Consider the following 16,777-nt stretch of genomic DNA (forward strand, 5'->3'; position numbering starts at 1 on the left):
ATCGCGCCCGGGCTGTTCCGCCGTACCGCATTACCGCGCACGGACCCGCCCGCGGGAGCCGGTTGTACGGAGCGCGCGTGGGTGAGTACGCTCCGTGTCCCATGCGACGGAGCAATCTCCCGGCGGAGCTGAACCGGTTCGTCGGACGGGCCGCCGAGCGGAGCGCACTGGAGGCGCTCCTGGAGGAATCGCGGCTGGTCACAGTGGTGGGCGTGGGTGGGGTCGGCAAGTCCCGGCTGGCGCTGCGGGTCGCCGCGGCCGCGCAGAAACGCTACGGCGACGGCGTACGGCTCACGGAGCTGGCCCCCCTGCGCGACCCGGAGCTCGTGGCGCACGCCCTGGTCGAGGCGCTCGGCCTGACCGACCACACGCCCCGGGCCCCCCGCGAGGTGCTGGCCGAACACCTCGCGGGGACCCGGCTCCTGCTGGTCGTGGACGGTTTCGAGCACGTGGTGGAGAGCTGTGCCCCGCTGCTGCGGGAGCTCCTCGGGCACGCGCCGGGCCTCACCGTCCTGGCGACCGGACGGCGGGCGCTGCGGGTGGCGGGCGAGGCGGTGTTCACCCTGGCGCCGATGGACGAGGCGGACGCGGTGGCGCTGCTCGCCGAGCGGGCGGCGGAGGCCGGCGCGCCGGCCCCGGGCCCGGCGGTTCGTCCCGCCCGGCCCGGCGTGCCGGGGCCCCTGCCGGAACCGGCGGGGGCCGGGGCGGCGGACCGGTGGGCCGTGGATCCCGGGGTACGGGAGCTGTGCCGGCGCCTGGACGGGATCCCGCTCGCCCTGGAACTGGCGGCGAGCCGGCTCCCCCTGCTCTCGGTCGACCAGCTGCTGCACCGCCTCGACGACCGGTTCCGGCTGCTGACGGACGGCGGGCGGGGAGCCCTGCCCCGCCATCAGACGCTGCGCACCGCCATCGGCTGGAGCCACGAGCTGTGTACGCCGGAGGAGCGGCTGTTGTGGGCGCGGCTCTCGGTCTTCGCCGGGCCCTTCGACCTGGAGGCGGTGGAGTACGTCTGCGGCGGCCCGGAACTGCCGCAGGACCGGATCCTCGATCTGCTCGGCGGGCTGCTGGCCCAGTCGCTGGTGGCACGGGAGGACACCCCGGCCGGACCGGGCTACCGGATGCTGGACACGGTCGCGGCGTACGGGGCGGAGTGGCTGGCCGCGCTCGGCGACACCGAGCGGATGCGGCGGCGGCACCGTGACTGGTACATGGGCCTCGCGACCTGGTGCGAGCTGGAGTGGTTCAGCCCGCGCCAGGCGGAGGTGGCCGCCCGGACGGACGCGGCCCTGCCGAACCTGCGGGCCGCCCTCGACCTGTGCCTGGAGCAGCCGGACGACGCGCACCTGGCCCAGCACCTGGCGGGGACGCTCTGGTTCGCGTGGGTGGGCTGCGGGCGCCTCTCGGAGGGGCGCCACTGGCTGGAGCGGGCGCTGGCCCTGGACTCCGGGTACGAGGACGCGCGCCTGAAGGCGCTGTGGGTGCTGGGCTACGTCTCCGTCCTCCAGGGCGACGGCACGGCGGCCGTGGCGGCGCTCCACTCCTGCCGGGAGCGGGCGCGGGAGGCGGGAAACCCGCTGGCCGAGGCGTACGCGACGCACCGGATGGGCTGCCTGGCGCTGCTCTCGGACGACATGCCCCGGGCGGAGGAGCTGATCGGGCGGGCCCTGGAGGCGTACCGGGAACTGGGCGAACTCAACAGCAACGTGCTGATGGGCCGGGTCGAACTGGCGATGGCGCGGGCGTTCCAGGGGGATCTGGAGGGCGCGGCGGCGATCTGCCGGGAGGTGCGGGAGGTCTGCGAGGAGCGCGGCGAGCGCTGGACCCGGGCCTACGCGCTGTACGTGCTGGCGTTCTCGGCGTGGACCCGGGGGGAGCTCGCGGAGGCGCGGGAGCTGCTGCGCGAGTGCGTGGCCATCAACCACGCCTTCCACGACCTGGTGGGGCTCGTGCTGGCGATCGAGCTGCTGGCGCTGGTCACGGTCGGCGAGGGCGATCCGGCCGAGGCGGCGGTGCTCCAGGGGTCCGCGGTGCCCGTGTGGGACACGGTGGGGATCAGGCTGTTCGGCTCGGCCTCCTTCGACGGGCCGCGCGAGCTGTGCGCGCGCCGGGCGGCCGAGGAACTGGGCCCCGAGCGGTACGAGGCGGCGCTGCGGGAGGGCGGGGCACTGCCGCTCGACGCGGCGGTGGAGCGTGCCCTCGCCTTCCGCGGTGACCCGGCCGCGGACGGGACGGGGGTTCCCCGGCCGTTCCGCACGACGCGCCCGTCGGGGGGCCGGGGAACGCGGAAGCCCGCCGGCTCCCCCACCGGAAAGGGCGGGGAAGCGGCGGGCTGAACACCGCGGAGGTGGTACGACGTCCGGGTCAGCGGGCGTAGTACTCGACGACCAGCTGCTCGTCGCAGATGACCGGGATCTCCTTGCGGTTCGGGTCGCGGTCCAGGCGGAAGGCCAGGGCCTTCAGGTTGACCTGGAGGTAGCGCGGGGTCTCGCCGTCGGCGGCGAAGCCACCCTCACGGGCCACCTGGAACAGCGGCTTCTCGCGGGAGCGCTCGCGCACCATCACGACGTCGTCCGGACGGACGCGGAAGGACGGCTTGTCGACCTTCTGGCCGTTGACCTGGATGTGGCCGTGGACGACCATCTGGCGGGCCTGGTAGATGGTGCGGGCGATGCCCGAACGCAGGACCAGGGCGTCGAGGCGACGCTCGAGCTCGACGACCAGCGCCTCGCCCGTCTTGCCCTCGGCCTTCTTGGCACGGTCGTAGGCGCGCGCCATCTGGCGCTCGCTGATGTCGTACTGGGCGCGCAGACGCTGCTTCTCGAGCAGACGGACCTTGTAGTCCGAGTTCTGCTTGCGGCCACGGCCGTGCTCGCCCGGCGGGTAGGGGCGGGCCTCGAAGTACTTGACGGCCTTGGGGGTCAGCGCGATGCCGAGGGCACGCGACTTCTTGACCTTGGGACGGGACTGGTTCGGCATGAACCAACCTCTCTATCTGAACGAATACGGCTTCACCAGGGTTGAGGAGGTCGCATCCGCAGCCGGGGAAACCCGTCGGGTCCCGTGAGGGGCCGACCGGGCAGCCGCTCCCTGGTCTGGGCACATACGTGCAGCACGCGAACGACCCACCGCCTGGTCCGGGGAACCCGGGAGGTGGTGGGTGGCACGCGACACCTTCGAAGGTGCGCGACGCTCCTGGAGAACAGGTCCGAGGACCGGGACTCCCGCTGTTGGTCCCGCTCTGGTGGTGCCGACCGGGGCCGGACACGGAACACAGCAATCCAGAGAAGTGTACCGGCTCCGGCGGGGGCCGGCGCACCGGGGCCACTCGCCCCGGAATCCGTCAGCCGCCCTCACCCCTGAGGCGCTCGCGGACCTTCTCCACCACGTCCGCGTAGCGGGCCTCGGCCCCGTAGCGGGTGGGCTCGTAGTAGCGCTTGCCGTGAATCGCGTCGGGGGCGTACTGCTGGGCCGCGATCGCGCCGGGCACGTCGTGCGGGTACACGTAGCCCTGGGCGTGGCCGAGTTTGGCGGCGCCCTTGTAGTGGCCGTCGCGCAGGTGCGGCGGCACCGGACCGGCAAGGCCCTTCTGCACGTCGGCGCGGGCGGCGAAGATCGCGTTGGTCACCGCGTTGGACTTGGGGGCGAGGGCCAGCGCGACGGTGGCGTGGCCGAGGGTGAGCGCCGCCTCCGGGAAGCCGATCATCGCGACGGCCTGGGCGGCGGCCACGGCGAGCGGGAGCGCGGTCGGGTCGGCGAGCCCGATGTCCTCGCTCGCCGAGATCATCAGCCGCCGGGCGATGAAGCGGGGGTCCTCCCCCGCCTCGATCATGCGGGCCAGGTAGTGGAGGGCGGCGTCGACGTCGGAGCCGCGGATCGACTTGATGAGCGCGCTCGCCACGTCGTAGTGCTGGTCGCCGTCGCGGTCGTACGTCACGGCGGCCCGGTCGACGGTCTCCTCCACCGTCCCGAGGGTGATCTCGGGCTCCCCCTTGTCGAGGGCCGCGCCCGCGGCGGCCTCCAGGGCGGTCAGGGCGCGCCGGGCGTCCCCGCCGGCGACCCGCAGCAGATGGGCCTCGGCGTCCTCCGCCAGGGTCACCGCGCCGCCCAGGCCCCGTTCGTCGCGCAGTGCCCGGGCGAGCAGTCCGCGCAGGTCCTCGTCGGTGAGCGGCTCCAGGGTGAGCAGGAGGGAACGGGACAGGAGCGGGGAGATCACCGAGAAGTACGGGTTCTCGGTGGTGGCGGCGATGAGGGTGACCCAGCGGTTCTCCACGGCGGGCAGGAGGGAGTCCTGCTGGGCCTTGGAGAAGCGGTGGATCTCGTCCAGGAAGAGGACGGTCTCCTTGCCGTAGCCGCCGACCGCCCGGCGGGCCCCGTCGATGACGGCCCGGACCTCCTTGACGCCCGCGGTGATCGCGGACAGCTCCACGAAGCGCTTGTCGGTGGCCTTCGACACCACGTACGCCAGGGTGGTCTTGCCGATGCCCGGCGGGCCCCAGAGGATCACCGAGGAGGCTCCGGCGGGGCCACCGCTCTCGCCGACGAGGCGGCGCAGCGGTGAGCCGGGCTTGAGCAGGTGGCGCTGGCCCACCACCTCGTCGAGGGTGCGGGGGCGCATCCGGACGGCCAGCGGACTGCCGGCGGGGTCCTTCTCCTGGCGTTCTTCGGCGGCTGCGGTAAAGAGGTCGGGCTCCACGTTCATGAAGCCTAGGTCACCGCACCGACAACGCCGTCCGCACGGCCGGAACCGCCGGCGCCGTCCGCGCGGCCCGGGGTGGTCAGCTCGTCCAGAAGTCCCACCAGCGGGTCAGGACCAGCATGCCGATGATGCCGATGTGCAGGACCGGCAGGATCCAGGTGAACTCGTCGAGGAAACCGCGCAGGGCGGCGGAGGCGGGCAGGACGCCGTTGCGGACGTTGTGCGAGGTCACGTACCAGAACATGACGATGGTGGCGATCCAGGCGAGGCAGCACCAGAGGCAGAGCGAGTTGATCTCGTACAGGGACTGCTGCATGAGCCAGGTGCAGAAGCCGACGCCGAACAGGGTGCCGGCGTTCAGTCCGAGCCAGTACCAGCGGCGGAAGCGGGCGCCGGCGAGGAGGGCCACGCCGATGGCGACGACCATGCCGTAGGTGACGAGCCCGAGCATGGGGTTGGGGAAGCCGAAGACCGAGGCCTGCTCGCTCGTCATGATGTTGCCGCAGGAGACGATCGGGTTGAGGCTGCAGCCCGGGACGAAGTTCGGGTCCTCCAGGAGCTTGAACTTGTCGAGGGTGATCACCCAGGCGGCGAGGAGGCCGGCCGCGCCGGTGACCACCAGCAGCCAGGCGAGGGGCCTGCTCGCCCCGATCGTGCCGGACGTCCGGATCGCGCGGTCGCCGTCCCGGCCGGACGGGACGCCGCCGTCCACCGTTGCCTTCGTCATGTCGCCTTTTCCCTCGCTCGGCCGGCCTTGTGGGCACGGCCATTCTGCAACAGGCCGGACGCCCTCGGCCGTTCGCGGGGGATAAGGAACGGGCCCGGACCACCGCGCGGTGGTCCGGGCCCGGCCGGGTGCGGGGCGATCAGGCCAGCTTGGCGCGGACCGCGTCCACGAGCGCGTCCACGGCGACGGCCTCCTGCTCACCGGACTCCATGTCCTTGAGCTGGACGACGCCCTCCGCCAGGTCCCGCTCGCCGGCGACGACGGCGAAGCGGGCGCCGGAGCGGTTGGCGTCCTTCATGGCGCCCTTGAGGCCCTTGCCCCCGAAGGAGAAGTCGGCGGCGATCCCGGCCCGGCGCAGCTCGGTGATCTTGCCGAAGAGGAGGCGGCGCGCCTCCTCGCCGAGGGCCACGGCGAAGACGGAGGTGGCGGCGGGGATGTCGAGCTCCACGCCCTCCGCCTCCAGGGCGAGGACCGTGCGGTCCACGCCGAGCGCCCAGCCCACGGACGGCAGCGCGGGGCCGCCGATCATCTCCGAGAGGCCGTCGTAGCGGCCGCCGCCGCCGACCGCCGACTGGGAGCCGAGGCCGTCGTGGACGAACTCGAAGGTGGTCCGGGTGTAGTAGTCGAGGCCGCGGACGAGCTTGGCGTCGTCCTCGAAGACCACGCCGGCGGCGGTGATCAGGGCGCGGACCTCCTCGTGGTACGCCTTGCAGGCGTCGCACAGGTGGTCGCGCAGGAGCGGGGCGCCGGTGAGCTGCTTCTGCACGGCCTCGCGCTTGTCGTCGAGGACGCGCAGCGGGTTGATCTCGGCGCGGCGCAGGGTCTCCTCGTCGAGGTCGAGGCCGCGCAGGAAGGTCTGCAGGGCCTCGCGGTAGACCGGGCGGCACTCCTTGTCGCCGAGCGAGTTCAGCAGGATGCGGAAGTTCCGTAGGCCGAGCGAGCGGTACGCCTCGTCGGCGAGGATGATCAGTTCGGCGTCGAGCGCCGGGTCCTCGGCGCCGATCGCCTCGGCGCCGACCTGCGAGAAGTGGCGGTAACGGCCCTTCTGCGGACGCTCGTAACGGTAGTACGAGCCGGAGTACCAGAGCTTGACGGGGAGGTTGCCCTGCTTGTGCAGGTTCGCCTCCAGGGCGGCACGCAGCACGGAGGCGGTGCCCTCGGGGCGCAGGGCGAGGCGGTCGCCGCCCTTGGTCTCGAAGGCGTACATCTCCTTGGTCACGATGTCGGTGGACTCGCCGACGCCGCGGGCGAAGAGGTTCACGTCCTCGAAGCCGGGGGTCTCGACGTAGCCGTAGCCGGCCTTCCGCACGGGGGCGGCGATGGCCTCGCGCACCGCCAGATAGGTCGCGGAGACGGGCGGGATGAGGTCGTACGTGCCCTTGGGGGCCTTGAAGGTGCTCACGTGAATCGTCACATTCCTCGTCGGGGAGCGTCGGTGCTCCCGAGGCCGGCCGCCACCTGCCTCAGATAGGGGTTGGTGGCGCGCTCCTGGCCGATGGTCGTCTGAGGACCGTGTCCCGACAGGACCACGGTCGAGTTGTCGAGCGGGAGGCACACGCGGGCCAGCGACTCGAGCATCTCGTCCATGTCACCGCCGGGCAGGTCGGTGCGTCCGATGGAGCCGGCGAACAGCAGATCCCCGGAGAAGAACACGGACGGCACGTCCGCGCTCTCGGGCATCCGGAAGGTCACCGACCCCTTGGTATGACCGGGCGCGTGGGCGACGGAGAACTCCAGGCCGGCGAGGTTCAGCGCGGCACCGTCGGAGAGCTCCCGCACGTCGTCGGGCTCCCCCACGGTCAGCTCGCCCATGAGGGGCATCCCGATGGAGCGGCCGAGGGCCTTCTCCGGGTCGCTCATCATGTACCGGTCGGACGGGTGGATCCACGCGGGGACGTCATGGGCGCCGCACACCGGGACGACGGACGCGACGTGGTCGATGTGTCCGTGGGTGAGGACGACGGCGACGGGCTTGAGCCGATGCTTCCTGAGCGTCTCCTCGACACCCTGGGCGGCCTGATGGCCGGGGTCGATGATCACGCACTCCTCGCCCGCGGCGGGGGCGACCAGGTAGCAGTTGGTCCCCCAGGCCCCGGCGGGGAAGCCGGCAATCAGCACGTTCGTCCTTAGAAGTCGTCCGGCACAGCGGCGCGGAAGGGGTGGAAACCTCGGAATACGGCGGGTCAGAGCCTACCGGCGGTGCCGGTTCCACAGCCAACCCGTATACGGTACGGGCACGCCCGGCCAGGACGGGAACAGACGAGCGGACAAGGAGCGGGACCGGTGGTCAGCAGCGATCAGCGTCGGCGGCAGCTCGCCAGGGAGAAGTACGTGCGGCAGCAGCAGCGGCGGGAGGAGGCGCGGCGCAGGGCCAGGCGCCGCAACACCGTCGTGGCGGGCGTCGTGGCCGTGGTCCTCGCGGCGGGTGCCGCGGTGTACGCCTCGGTGCGCCTGACGGACGGTGACGCCAAGCCCTCGGACGGGAACACGGGCGCGGCGCCGGAGCTGACCATCGACCGGAACGCCTCGTACACGATGGCGCTGGACACCGACCGGGGCCGCGTGACGGTCACCATGGACGCGGCGAAGACCCCGCACACGGTGAACTCCTTCCACCACCTCGCGGGGAAGAAGTACTTCGACGGGACGAAGTGCCACCGGCTGACGACGGACGGCATCTTCGTGCTCCAGTGCGGCGACCCCAAGGGTGACGGCACCGGAGACCCCGGGTACACGCTCCCGGATGAGAACCTGGCCTCGCTGGGCAAGGCCGGCGCGAACGGCAAGGTCGTCTACCGGGCCGGGACGGCGGCCATGGCCAACACGGGGCAGCCCGGCACGGGCGGCTCGCAGTTCTTCCTCGTCTACAAGGACTCCCCGCTGCCCCCGGGCTACACCCCCTTCGGCACGATCGACGCGGCCGGTCTGAAGGTCGTCCGGGACGTGGCCGCCGGCGGTGTCGAGGGCGGCGGCGCGGACGGCGCCCCGAAGAAGGGCGTCACCATCGAGAAGGCGACCGTCACCAGGAAGTAGCCGGGCGGAGTGCGGCGGACGCGGAGCCCGGAGCCGTATGCCCTGCCCGGCGGCCGAATTCGGTCGCGCTGAGTGCGGACAGCCGGGCCGCCGTTCGCCTAGATTGGGCGGTGTGCAGCGCGGGCCGTCGCCGGCGGCGCTGCGGAAGGCGGGCGAGGCCCGCCGGGAAACTGTGGACGATGCCGGGGGGCACGACCCCGCGACGGCATCATGGTGAGGAGGCGCTGTGAGCAGCGACCCGTGGGGCCGCGTCGACGAGACGGGCACCGTGTACGTGCGGACGGCCGAGGGCGAGAAGGTCGTCGGATCGTGGCAGGCGGGCAGCCCTGAGGAGGCCCTGGCCTACTTCGAGCGCAAGTACGAGGGCTTGGTGGTCGAGATCGGCCTCCTCGAGAAGCGCGTGAGGACCACCGACCTCTCCGCGAAGGACGCCACCGCGGCGATCGAGCACATCCGCCAGCAGGTCGACGAGCACCACGCCGTCGGTGACCTGGCCGCGCTCGGCGCCCGGCTGGACAAGCTCGCCGAGACGGTGGAGTCGCGCCGCGAGGAGCGCAAGGCGCAGAAGGCCAAGCAGGCCGACGAGGCCCGCGCGGCCAAGGAGGCGCTGGTCGCGGAGGCCGAGGAGCTGGCCAAGAGCGAGCAGTGGCGGTCGGCGGGCGAGCGGCTGCGGGCCCTGGTGGACACCTGGAAGGGCCTGCCCCGGCTCGACCGGAAGTCCGACGACGAGCTGTGGCACCGCTTCTCGCACGCCCGCTCGGCGTTCTCCAAGCGCCGCAAGGCCCACTTCGCCGCGCTGGACTCGCAGCGCGAGGAGGCCCGCAAGGTCAAGGAGCGGCTGGCGGCGGAGGCCGAGTCGCTGGCCGGCTCCACCGACTGGGGCGCCACGGCGGCCCGTTACCGCGAGCTGATGGCGGAGTGGAAGGCGGCCGGCCGGGCCCAGCGCGAGCACGAGGACGAGCTGTGGAACCGCTTCCGCGGCGCCCAGGACGTCTTCTTCGCGGCGCGCGGTGAGGTCTTCGCCGAGCGGGACGCGGAGCAGACCGAGAACCTCAAGCTGAAGGAGGAGCTCGCCGCCGAGGCCGAGAAGCTGGTGCCGGTGACGGACCTGAAGGCGGCCCGCGCGGCCTTCCGTTCCCTCAACGAGCGCTGGGAGGCCATCGGCCACGTGCCGCGCGACGCCCGGCCGAAGGTCGAGGGCCGGATGCACGCGGTGGAGCGGGCGATCCAGGAGGCCGAGGAGGCCGAGTGGCGCCGGACGAACCCGGAGGCACGCGCGCGTGCCGAGGGTCTGACCGGTCAGCTGCAGGACGCGGTCGACAAGCTGCGCAAGCAGATCGAGGCGGCCCGTGCGGCGGGCAACGACGCGAAGGCCGACAAGCTCTCCAAGGAGCTGGAGGGCCGCCAGGCCCTGCTGGACCAGGCGCTCAAGGGCCTGCAGGAGTTCGGCGGCTGACGCCTGCCGTCGCGTCCGTACGAGGAAGGCCCCCGGCTCCGTGCCGGGGGCCTTCCTCGTGTTCGCGGTGCGGGCCTCGTGTCAGGGCCTGCGGGCGCTGGTCACGCGGTAGACGTCGTACACGCCCTCGACGCCCCGGACGGCCTTCAGGACGTGGCCGAGGTGCTTGGGGTCGCCCATCTCGAAGGTGAAGCGGGAGGTGGCCACCCGGTCGCGGGAGGTCTGGACGGCCGCCGAGAGGATGTTGACGTGCTGGTCCGACAGGACCCGCGTGACGTCGGACAGGAGCCGGGAGCGGTCGAGGGCCTCGACCTGGATGGCGACCAGGAAGACCGAGGACTGGGTGGGCGCCCATTCGACGTCCAGGATCCGCTCGGGCTCGCGGGAGAGCGAGTCGACGTTGACGCAGTCGCTGCGGTGGACGCTGACGCCGCTGCCGCGGGTGACGAAGCCGATGATCGGATCGCCGGGGACCGGGGTGCAGCAGCGGGCGAGCTTCACCCACACGTCCTCGACGCCCTTGACGACCACGCCGGGGTCGGCGCTGGAGCGGCGCTTGGAGCGGCCGCGGCTCGGCGGGGCGGTCTCGGCGATGTCCTCGGTGGCGGCCTCCTCGCCGCCGAGCGCCTGCACCAGCTTCTGCACGATGGACTGGGCGGTGACGTGCCCCTCGCCGATCGCCGCGTACAGCGAGGAGATGTCGCTGTAGCGCATCTCGTGGGCGAGGGTGACGAGGGAGTCGCCGGTGAGGATCCGCTGGATCGGCAGGTTCTGCTTGCGCATGGCGCGCGCGATGGCGTCCTTGCCCTGCTCGATGGCCTCGTCGCGGCGCTCCTTGGAGAACCAGGCGCGGATCTTGTTGCGGGCGCGGGGCGACTTGACGAAGCCCAGCCAGTCGCGGGAGGGGCCCGCGCCGGCCGCCTTGGAGGTGAAGACCTCCACCAGGTCACCGTTGTCGAGGGTCGATTCGAGGGGGACGAGCCGCCCGTTGACCCGCGCGCCTATGGTGCGGTGGCCGACCTCGGTGTGGACGGCGTAGGCGAAGTCGACGGGGGTGGCGCCGGCGGGCAGCGCTATGACGTCGCCCTTGGGGGTGAAGACGAAGACCTCGTTGCGCGAGAGGTCGAAGCGGAGCGACTCCAGGAACTCGGAGGGGTCCTCCGTCTCCTTCTGCCAGTCGAGCAGCTGCCGCAGCCACGCCATGTCGTTGACGTGGTCGTCCTTGCCGGCCTTGCGGGGGGCGTCGGTGCGCACCTTGGAGGCGCCGGCGACGGCCTCCTGCTTGTACTTCCAGTGGGCGGCGATGCCGTACTCGGCGCGCCGGTGCATGTCGAAGGTGCGGATCTGGAGTTCGACCGGCTTGCCGTTGGGTCCGATGACCGTCGTGTGCAGCGACTGGTACATGTTGAACTTCGGCATCGCGATGTAGTCCTTGAACCGGCCGGGGACCGGGTTCCATCGCGCGTGGACGGTGCCGAGGGCCGCGTAGCAGTCGCGGACGGTGTCCACGAGGACGCGGATGCCGACCAGGTCGTAGATCTCCGCGAAGTCCCGGCCGCGGACGATCATCTTCTGGTAGACGCTGTAGTAGTGCTTGGGGCGGCCGGTGACGGTGGCCTTGATGCGGGCGGCCCGGAGGTCGGCCTGCACCTCGTCGGTCACTATGGCGAGGTACTCGTCGCGCTTCGGGGCGCGCTCGGCGACGAGCCGGACGATCTCATCGTACATCTTGGGGTAGAGGATCGCGAAGGCGAGGTCCTCCAGCTCCCATTTGATGGTGTTCATGCCCAGCCGGTGCGCCAGCGGGGCGTAGATCTCCAGGGTCTCGCGGGCCTTCTTCTCCTGCTTCTCCCGCTTGAGGTAGCGCATGGTGCGCATGTTGTGCAGGCGGTCGGCGAGCTTGATGACCAGGACGCGCGGGTCCTTGGCCATGGCGACGACCATCTTGCGGACGGTCTCGGCCTGCGCGGCCTCGCCGAACTTGACCTTGTCGAGTTTGGTGACGCCGTCGACGAGGAGGGCGACCTGGTCGCCGAAGTCGCGGCGGAGGGTGTCGAGACCGTACTCGGTGTCCTCGACGGTGTCGTGGAGGAGACCGGCCATGAGGGTCGCCGGGTCCATGCCGAGCTCGGCGAGGATGGTGGTGACGGCGAGCGGGTGGGTGATGTACGGGTCGCCGCTCTTGCGCTTCTGGCCGCGGTGCCAGCGCTCGGCCACCTGGTAGGCGCGCTCGATCTGGCGGAGCGTCGCGGTCTCGATCTTCGGGTCGTTGGAGCGGACGATCCGCAGCAGCGGTTCGAGGACCGGGTTGTACGGGGAGGAACGCTGGACGCCCAGCCGGGCGAGGCGGGCGCGGACCCGGTTCGAGGAGCCGCCGGAGCGGCCGGCCGGGGCCGGGGCGGGCCGCGCGGGCGGGGTCGGTGCCGGGGCGGGCGCAGCAGGCGCGGGCCTGTTCTCCGCGGGACGGTCCTCGGGCGCGCCGGTCCCCGGCGCGGCCCGGTCGGCCTTCGGGTCGGGCTGCGCGGCGGAGAGTGGCTGGGCCTCGTCTGGCAAGAGCGCTCCTCTGAGGGGGTCCCCCCGGACCGCGTCTGGGGGAGGCTTCCGGGTCCCCCGGTCAGGCCCGGAAAGGCCATGGTATCGAGCCGGGCCCCGGCGTGCCCACGCGCCCGGGTTTCGGACGGCTCGCCGGCGGGCAGGGCCCGCGGCCGGCTCTCGCGGGGCGCCCCACGTTCCGGGGCCCCCGGGGATCCGTCCGGAAGAACGACAGGGGCGCCCCGGGGATTCCCGGGGCGCCCCTGTCGGGGTGTACCCGATGTCAGACCGTGATCAGCGCCGTGAGCGGAGCCCCGTTCAGGACCGGCTCCAGCCGCGCGCGGCCCGGCAGGAAGCCCAGCTCCATGAGGACCGCGACGCCCGCGACCTCGGCGCCGGCGCGGCGGATGAGGTCGAGGGAGGCCTCGGCTGTGCCGCCGGTGGCGAGGACGTCGTCGATGACCATGACGCGGTCGCCCTCGGCCAGGTCCTCGGCGTGCACCTCGATCTCGGCGGTGCCGTACTCCAGCTCGTACGCCTGCCGGAGCGTCGCCCCGGGGAGCTTGCCGGCCTTGCGGACCGGGATGAAGCCCAGCCCGGCGCGGACGGCGACGGGCGCAGCGAGGATGAAGCCGCGGGCCTCCAGCCCGACGACCTTCGTCGCGCCCTGCGCGGCGCAGAGGCCGGCGAGGGTCTCGGTGAGCGCGCCGAACGCCTCCGGGTCCGCGAGCAGCGGGGTGATGTCCTTGAACAGCACCCCCGGCTTCGGGTAGTCGGGGACGTCCCTGATGCGGCTGAGCAGCAGGGCGGTGACGTCCTGGGTGCCGGCCGTCATCCGCGGTGCTCCTGGGCGCCGCGGTGCCCGGCGCGCTGGCCGCCCACCACGGCCGTCTCGGCGTCGGCTCCGTCGAAGCCGTCGTCCTTGGCGGCGGCGGTGGCCCGCTTGGCCTGGACGCGCTTCCTGAGGGCCTTGATCGCCGGCTCGCGCTCCTTGAGGTCGGCGACGAGCGGGGTGGCGATGAAGATCGACGAGTAGGCGCCGGCGGCCAGACCGACGAACAGCGACAGCGAGATGTCGTTGAGCATGCCCGCGCCGAGGACACCGCCACCGATGAAGAGCAGGCCGGCGACCGGCAGCAGCGCCACCACGGTGGTGTTGATCGAGCGGACCAGGGTGCCGTTGATGGAACGGTTGGCGAGCTCGCTGTAGGTGAAGCGGGTCTGCTTCGTGATGTCCTTCGTCTGTTCCTTGAGGGAGTCGAAGACGACGACGGTGTCGTACAGCGAGTAACCGAGGATCGTCAGCAGACCGATGACCGTACCGACGGTGACCTCGAAGCCGACCAGCGAGTAGATGCCGACCGTGATGGTGAGGTCGTGGATCAGGGCGATGAGCGCCGCGACCGCCATTCTCCATTCGAAGGCGATGGCCAGGTAGATCACCACGAGGATCATGAAGACCCCGAGGCCCGTCCAGGCCTTGTTGGCGATCTGCTCACCCCAGCTCGGGCCGACGAGTTCGGCCGCGATCTTCTCCTCGGGGACGCTCAGGTCCTTGGCGAGCTCCGAGCGGACCTTGTCGGACTGCTCGGTGTCCAGGCCGCCGACCTGGATGCGCAGGGAGCCGTTGCCGAGCTGCTGGACGATCGCGTCGTGGCCGGAGGCCTCCTCCGCGTACTCCTGGGCCTGGCTGACGGAGACGGCCGTCTTCGGGGTGGTGAAGACGGCACCGCCCTGGAACTCGATGCCCATGTTGAGGCCGCGGACGGCCAGGGCGACGATGGCGGTGATGGTGATCAGGATGGACAGGCCATACCAGATCTTGCGGTTGCCGATGAAGTCGTAGCCGACCTCACCACGGTGGAGTCGGGCGCCGAGATCTCCGAGCTTCGACATCTCACGCCTCCTTCGGTTCGACAGGGCCGGCGGGGGCGGTGGTACGGCGGGAGCGGCGCAGCGGCGGCTTGGCGCCGAGGCGCTTCGGGTCCAGGCCGGACCACGGGTGGCCGTTGCCGAAGAACTTGGTGCGGGCCAGCAGCGTCATGACCGGCTTGGTGAAGAGGAACACCACGACGATGTCGAGCAGGGTGGTCAGGCCGAGCGTGAACGCGAAGCCCTGGACCTTGCCGACGGTGACGATGAAGAGGACGGCCGCGGCCAGGAACGACACGAAGTCGGAGACCAGGATCGTACGGCGGGCGCGCGGCCAGGCGCGCTCGACGGCCGGGCGGAGCGTGCGGCCCTCGCGGAGCTCGTCACGGACGCGTTCGAAGTAGACGATGAACGAGTCGGCGGTGATGCCGATGGCGACGATGGCGCCGCAGACGGCCGGCAGGTTCAGCGCGAAGCCGATGGCCGGGCCGAGCAGGGCCATGATCACGTAGGTGAGGAGGGCCGAGACGCCGAGGCTGAGGATGGCCACCAGCGACAGGCCGCGGTAGTAGACGACCAGGTAGAGCACGACGAGGCCGAGGCCGATGGCGCCGGCGATCAGGCCGGCTTCCAGCTGGTCGCCGCCGAGGGCGGCGGTGACGGTGTCGACGCTCTGGGTGTCGAAGGTGAGGGGCAGGGCGCCGTAGGACAGGATGTTGCCGAGGTCCTGGGCGGACTGCTGGTTGAAGTTGCCGGAGATCTCCGCGCTGGCGCTGAGCGTCTGGCGGACGGAGGGCGCGGAGACGACCTGGCCGTCGAGGACGATCGCGAAGCGGTTCTGCGGGTCGGTCTGCTGCGAGAGCTTGCTGGTGATCGACTGGAACTTCTTCGAGCCCGCGCCCGTGAAGTCCATGGTCACGATCCACATGCCGCGCTGCTGGTCGAAGGCGCCCTGGGCGTCGTCGACGTCACGGCCCTCGACCTCGGCCGGGCCGAGGAGGTACTTCGACCAGATGCCGGGGTCGTCCTCACCGCAGGCGACGGTCGGCTCGCTGGGCTTGACGCCCTTGCCGGCGGCGGAGCGCTGCTTGGGGTCGAGGCAGTTCAGGGAGGTGAACTTCTTCTGGAGCGCCGCGGTGGCGGCGTCCGGCGCCGGCGGCGCGGTGGGCGTCGGCGTGGCCTTGGGGCTCGCGGACCCGGAGGGCGAGGCGCTGCCGGTGGGCGTCGGGCTCGGGGCCTTGAGGGCCTCGGACAGGACGCGGCCCTGGGTGGTGGCGGTGGCCTTCGGGGTGCCGGTCGCCGTCGGGCCGGACGACTTCTCGCCGGCGGTGGCGCCGGAGGAGGAGGCGCTCGGCTTCGGCGACGGGGAGCCGGTCGTGCCCGTGCTGGGCGCCTGCTGCGGCGGCACGGCGGGCGCGACGGCGAGGACGGGCCGGAAGTAGAGCTGGGCGGTGGTGCCGACCTGCTCCCGGGCCTGCTTCTCGTTCGTCCCGCGGGGGATGTTGACGATGATGTTCTCGCGGCCCTGCGTCTGGACCTCGGCCTCGGAGACGCCGAGACCGTTGACACGACGCTCGATGATGCCGACCGCGGTGTTCATGTTGGTCTCGTTGACCGCGGACTCCTGCCCGGGGTCGGCCTTCGCCTTGAGCGTGATCGACGTACCGCCGGCGAGGTCGATGCCGAGGCGCGGGGTGGTGTGCCCCGACCAGAACATGCCGCCGGTGAGCGCGACCATGGCGATCAAGATGAATGCCAGGGCGCGGCCCGGCCGGCTCTGGGCCCCCGCCGGCCTTCGGCCCTTCTTCGGTGCTGCCACCTGTCGTTTCTCCCTGTCCAACCGCCTCGCGTGTGGGTGTGCGCGAGGCGGCCACGAAGTGTGTGTGGGGACCTTCCCCCGCAGACGTGAACCGGTCCGGGGACCGCGCGGACGCCGGTGGGCGTGGCACGTGATCCCCGGTCGCGGTTACTTGGTGTCTGCCTCGCCCTCGGCCTTGCCGTCCGTGTCGCCCTGCCCCGCCTCGGCGGTGTCCGCCTTCTTGGTCAGGTCGGTCCTGGGCCGGGCGTCCTCGGCCCCGTCGTTCTGCACCGGGTCGGTGGACCCGGTCAGCGAGGAGGCGTCGTCGGGGACGACGGCGTCGGTGTCCGACTCCTCGTCGTCGCCGTGGACGATGCGGTTGTACTCGGAGTCCTCCAGGACCGCGCCGATCGCGTTCTTCGCGTAGACGGCGTGGACGCCGGGAGCGACCTCCAGGAGAACGGTCTCGTCGCCGATCTCCTTGACGGTGGCGTACATCCCCCCGATCGTCCGTACGCCGGTGCCGGGCTGCATCTGGTTGCGCATCTCCACCGCCTGCTGCTGCTTCTTCTTCGCAGAGCGCGTCATCAGGAACATGGCCCCGATGAGGACGATGAAGGGGAGGAAGGTCAGGAGGTTCACGGGACGGGATTCCTTCGCACG

13 protein-coding genes are annotated in these 16,777 nt (G+C 72.0%); 3 read left to right on the forward strand and 10 right to left on the reverse strand.

What is annotated here, in order from left to right; genetic code table 11:
* Positions 1-101 precede the first annotated feature (101 nt).
* The gene (locus ACFY60_RS17175) at positions 102-2,333 is read left to right on the forward strand and encodes an ATP-binding protein (protein WP_388612908.1); all 2,232 of its coding nucleotides are present in this window, start codon (positions 102-104) and stop codon (positions 2,331-2,333) included.
* A 28-nt stretch (positions 2,334-2,361) separates the two neighbouring features.
* On the opposite strand, the gene rpsD is transcribed toward ACFY60_RS17175, so the two are convergent.
* From rpsD to ACFY60_RS17200, 5 genes are all read right to left on the reverse strand, one after another.
* Positions 2,362-2,976 carry a 30S ribosomal protein S4 gene (rpsD, locus tag ACFY60_RS17180; protein ID WP_137990520.1) on the reverse strand — a complete coding sequence of 205 codons (615 nt, stop codon included), beginning with the start codon at positions 2,974-2,976 and terminating at the stop codon, positions 2,362-2,364.
* Between the two features lie 364 nt (positions 2,977-3,340).
* Positions 3,341-4,693: a replication-associated recombination protein A gene (locus ACFY60_RS17185; RefSeq protein WP_309051142.1), complete on the reverse strand. Its 1,353-nt coding sequence runs from the start codon at positions 4,691-4,693 to the stop codon at positions 3,341-3,343.
* An 82-nt stretch (positions 4,694-4,775) separates the two neighbouring features.
* The gene (locus ACFY60_RS17190; protein ID WP_388612906.1) at positions 4,776-5,423 is read right to left on the reverse strand and encodes a vitamin K epoxide reductase family protein; all 648 of its coding nucleotides are present in this window, start codon (positions 5,421-5,423) and stop codon (positions 4,776-4,778) included.
* A gap of 139 nt (positions 5,424-5,562) precedes the next feature.
* The gene (gene hisS / locus ACFY60_RS17195) at positions 5,563-6,825 is read right to left on the reverse strand and encodes a histidine--tRNA ligase (RefSeq protein ID WP_388612904.1); all 1,263 of its coding nucleotides are present in this window, start codon (positions 6,823-6,825) and stop codon (positions 5,563-5,565) included.
* A gap of 8 nt (positions 6,826-6,833) precedes the next feature.
* Entirely contained in the window at positions 6,834-7,541 is a 708-nt protein-coding gene (locus ACFY60_RS17200; protein ID WP_309051138.1) for an MBL fold metallo-hydrolase, read from the reverse strand.
* 165 nt (positions 7,542-7,706) lie between these two features.
* Here ACFY60_RS17200 and ACFY60_RS17205 point away from each other — a divergent pair, with 165 nt between their 5' ends.
* Together ACFY60_RS17205 and ACFY60_RS17210 are read left to right on the forward strand one after the other, a co-directional pair.
* On the forward strand, positions 7,707-8,456 hold the full coding sequence (locus ACFY60_RS17205; protein ID WP_388612902.1) for a peptidylprolyl isomerase: 750 nt from the start codon (positions 7,707-7,709) through the stop codon (positions 8,454-8,456).
* A 226-nt stretch (positions 8,457-8,682) separates the two neighbouring features.
* Positions 8,683-9,912, forward strand: a complete 1,230-nt coding sequence (locus tag ACFY60_RS17210) for a DUF349 domain-containing protein (RefSeq protein WP_388612900.1) — start codon at positions 8,683-8,685, stop codon at positions 9,910-9,912.
* A gap of 81 nt (positions 9,913-9,993) precedes the next feature.
* On the opposite strand, the gene ACFY60_RS17215 is transcribed toward ACFY60_RS17210, so the two are convergent.
* The 5 genes from ACFY60_RS17215 to yajC form a co-directional block, all read right to left on the reverse strand.
* Entirely contained in the window at positions 9,994-12,465 is a 2,472-nt protein-coding gene (locus ACFY60_RS17215; protein WP_309054961.1) for a bifunctional (p)ppGpp synthetase/guanosine-3',5'-bis(diphosphate) 3'-pyrophosphohydrolase, read from the reverse strand.
* A gap of 262 nt (positions 12,466-12,727) precedes the next feature.
* A complete protein-coding gene (locus ACFY60_RS17220) occupies positions 12,728-13,279 on the reverse strand; it encodes an adenine phosphoribosyltransferase (protein WP_388612897.1) in 552 nt (183 codons plus the stop codon).
* Entirely contained in the window at positions 13,276-14,340 is a 1,065-nt protein-coding gene (gene secF, locus ACFY60_RS17225) for a protein translocase subunit SecF (RefSeq protein WP_388612896.1), read from the reverse strand. Before secF ends, ACFY60_RS17220 begins: the two co-directional genes overlap by 4 nt.
* Position 14,341: 1 nt before the next feature.
* Positions 14,342-16,135: a protein translocase subunit SecD gene (gene secD, locus ACFY60_RS17230; RefSeq protein ID WP_388612895.1), complete on the reverse strand. Its 1,794-nt coding sequence runs from the start codon at positions 16,133-16,135 to the stop codon at positions 14,342-14,344.
* Positions 16,136-16,282: 147 nt separating this feature from the next.
* Positions 16,283-16,756, reverse strand: a complete 474-nt coding sequence (gene yajC, locus ACFY60_RS17235) for a preprotein translocase subunit YajC (RefSeq protein ID WP_388612893.1) — start codon at positions 16,754-16,756, stop codon at positions 16,283-16,285.
* Positions 16,757-16,777: the final 21 nt, after the last annotated feature.

The organism is Streptomyces sp. NPDC012827, assembly GCF_042900905.1.
Classification (GTDB): domain Bacteria; phylum Actinomycetota; class Actinomycetes; order Streptomycetales; family Streptomycetaceae; genus Streptomyces; species Streptomyces gulbargensis.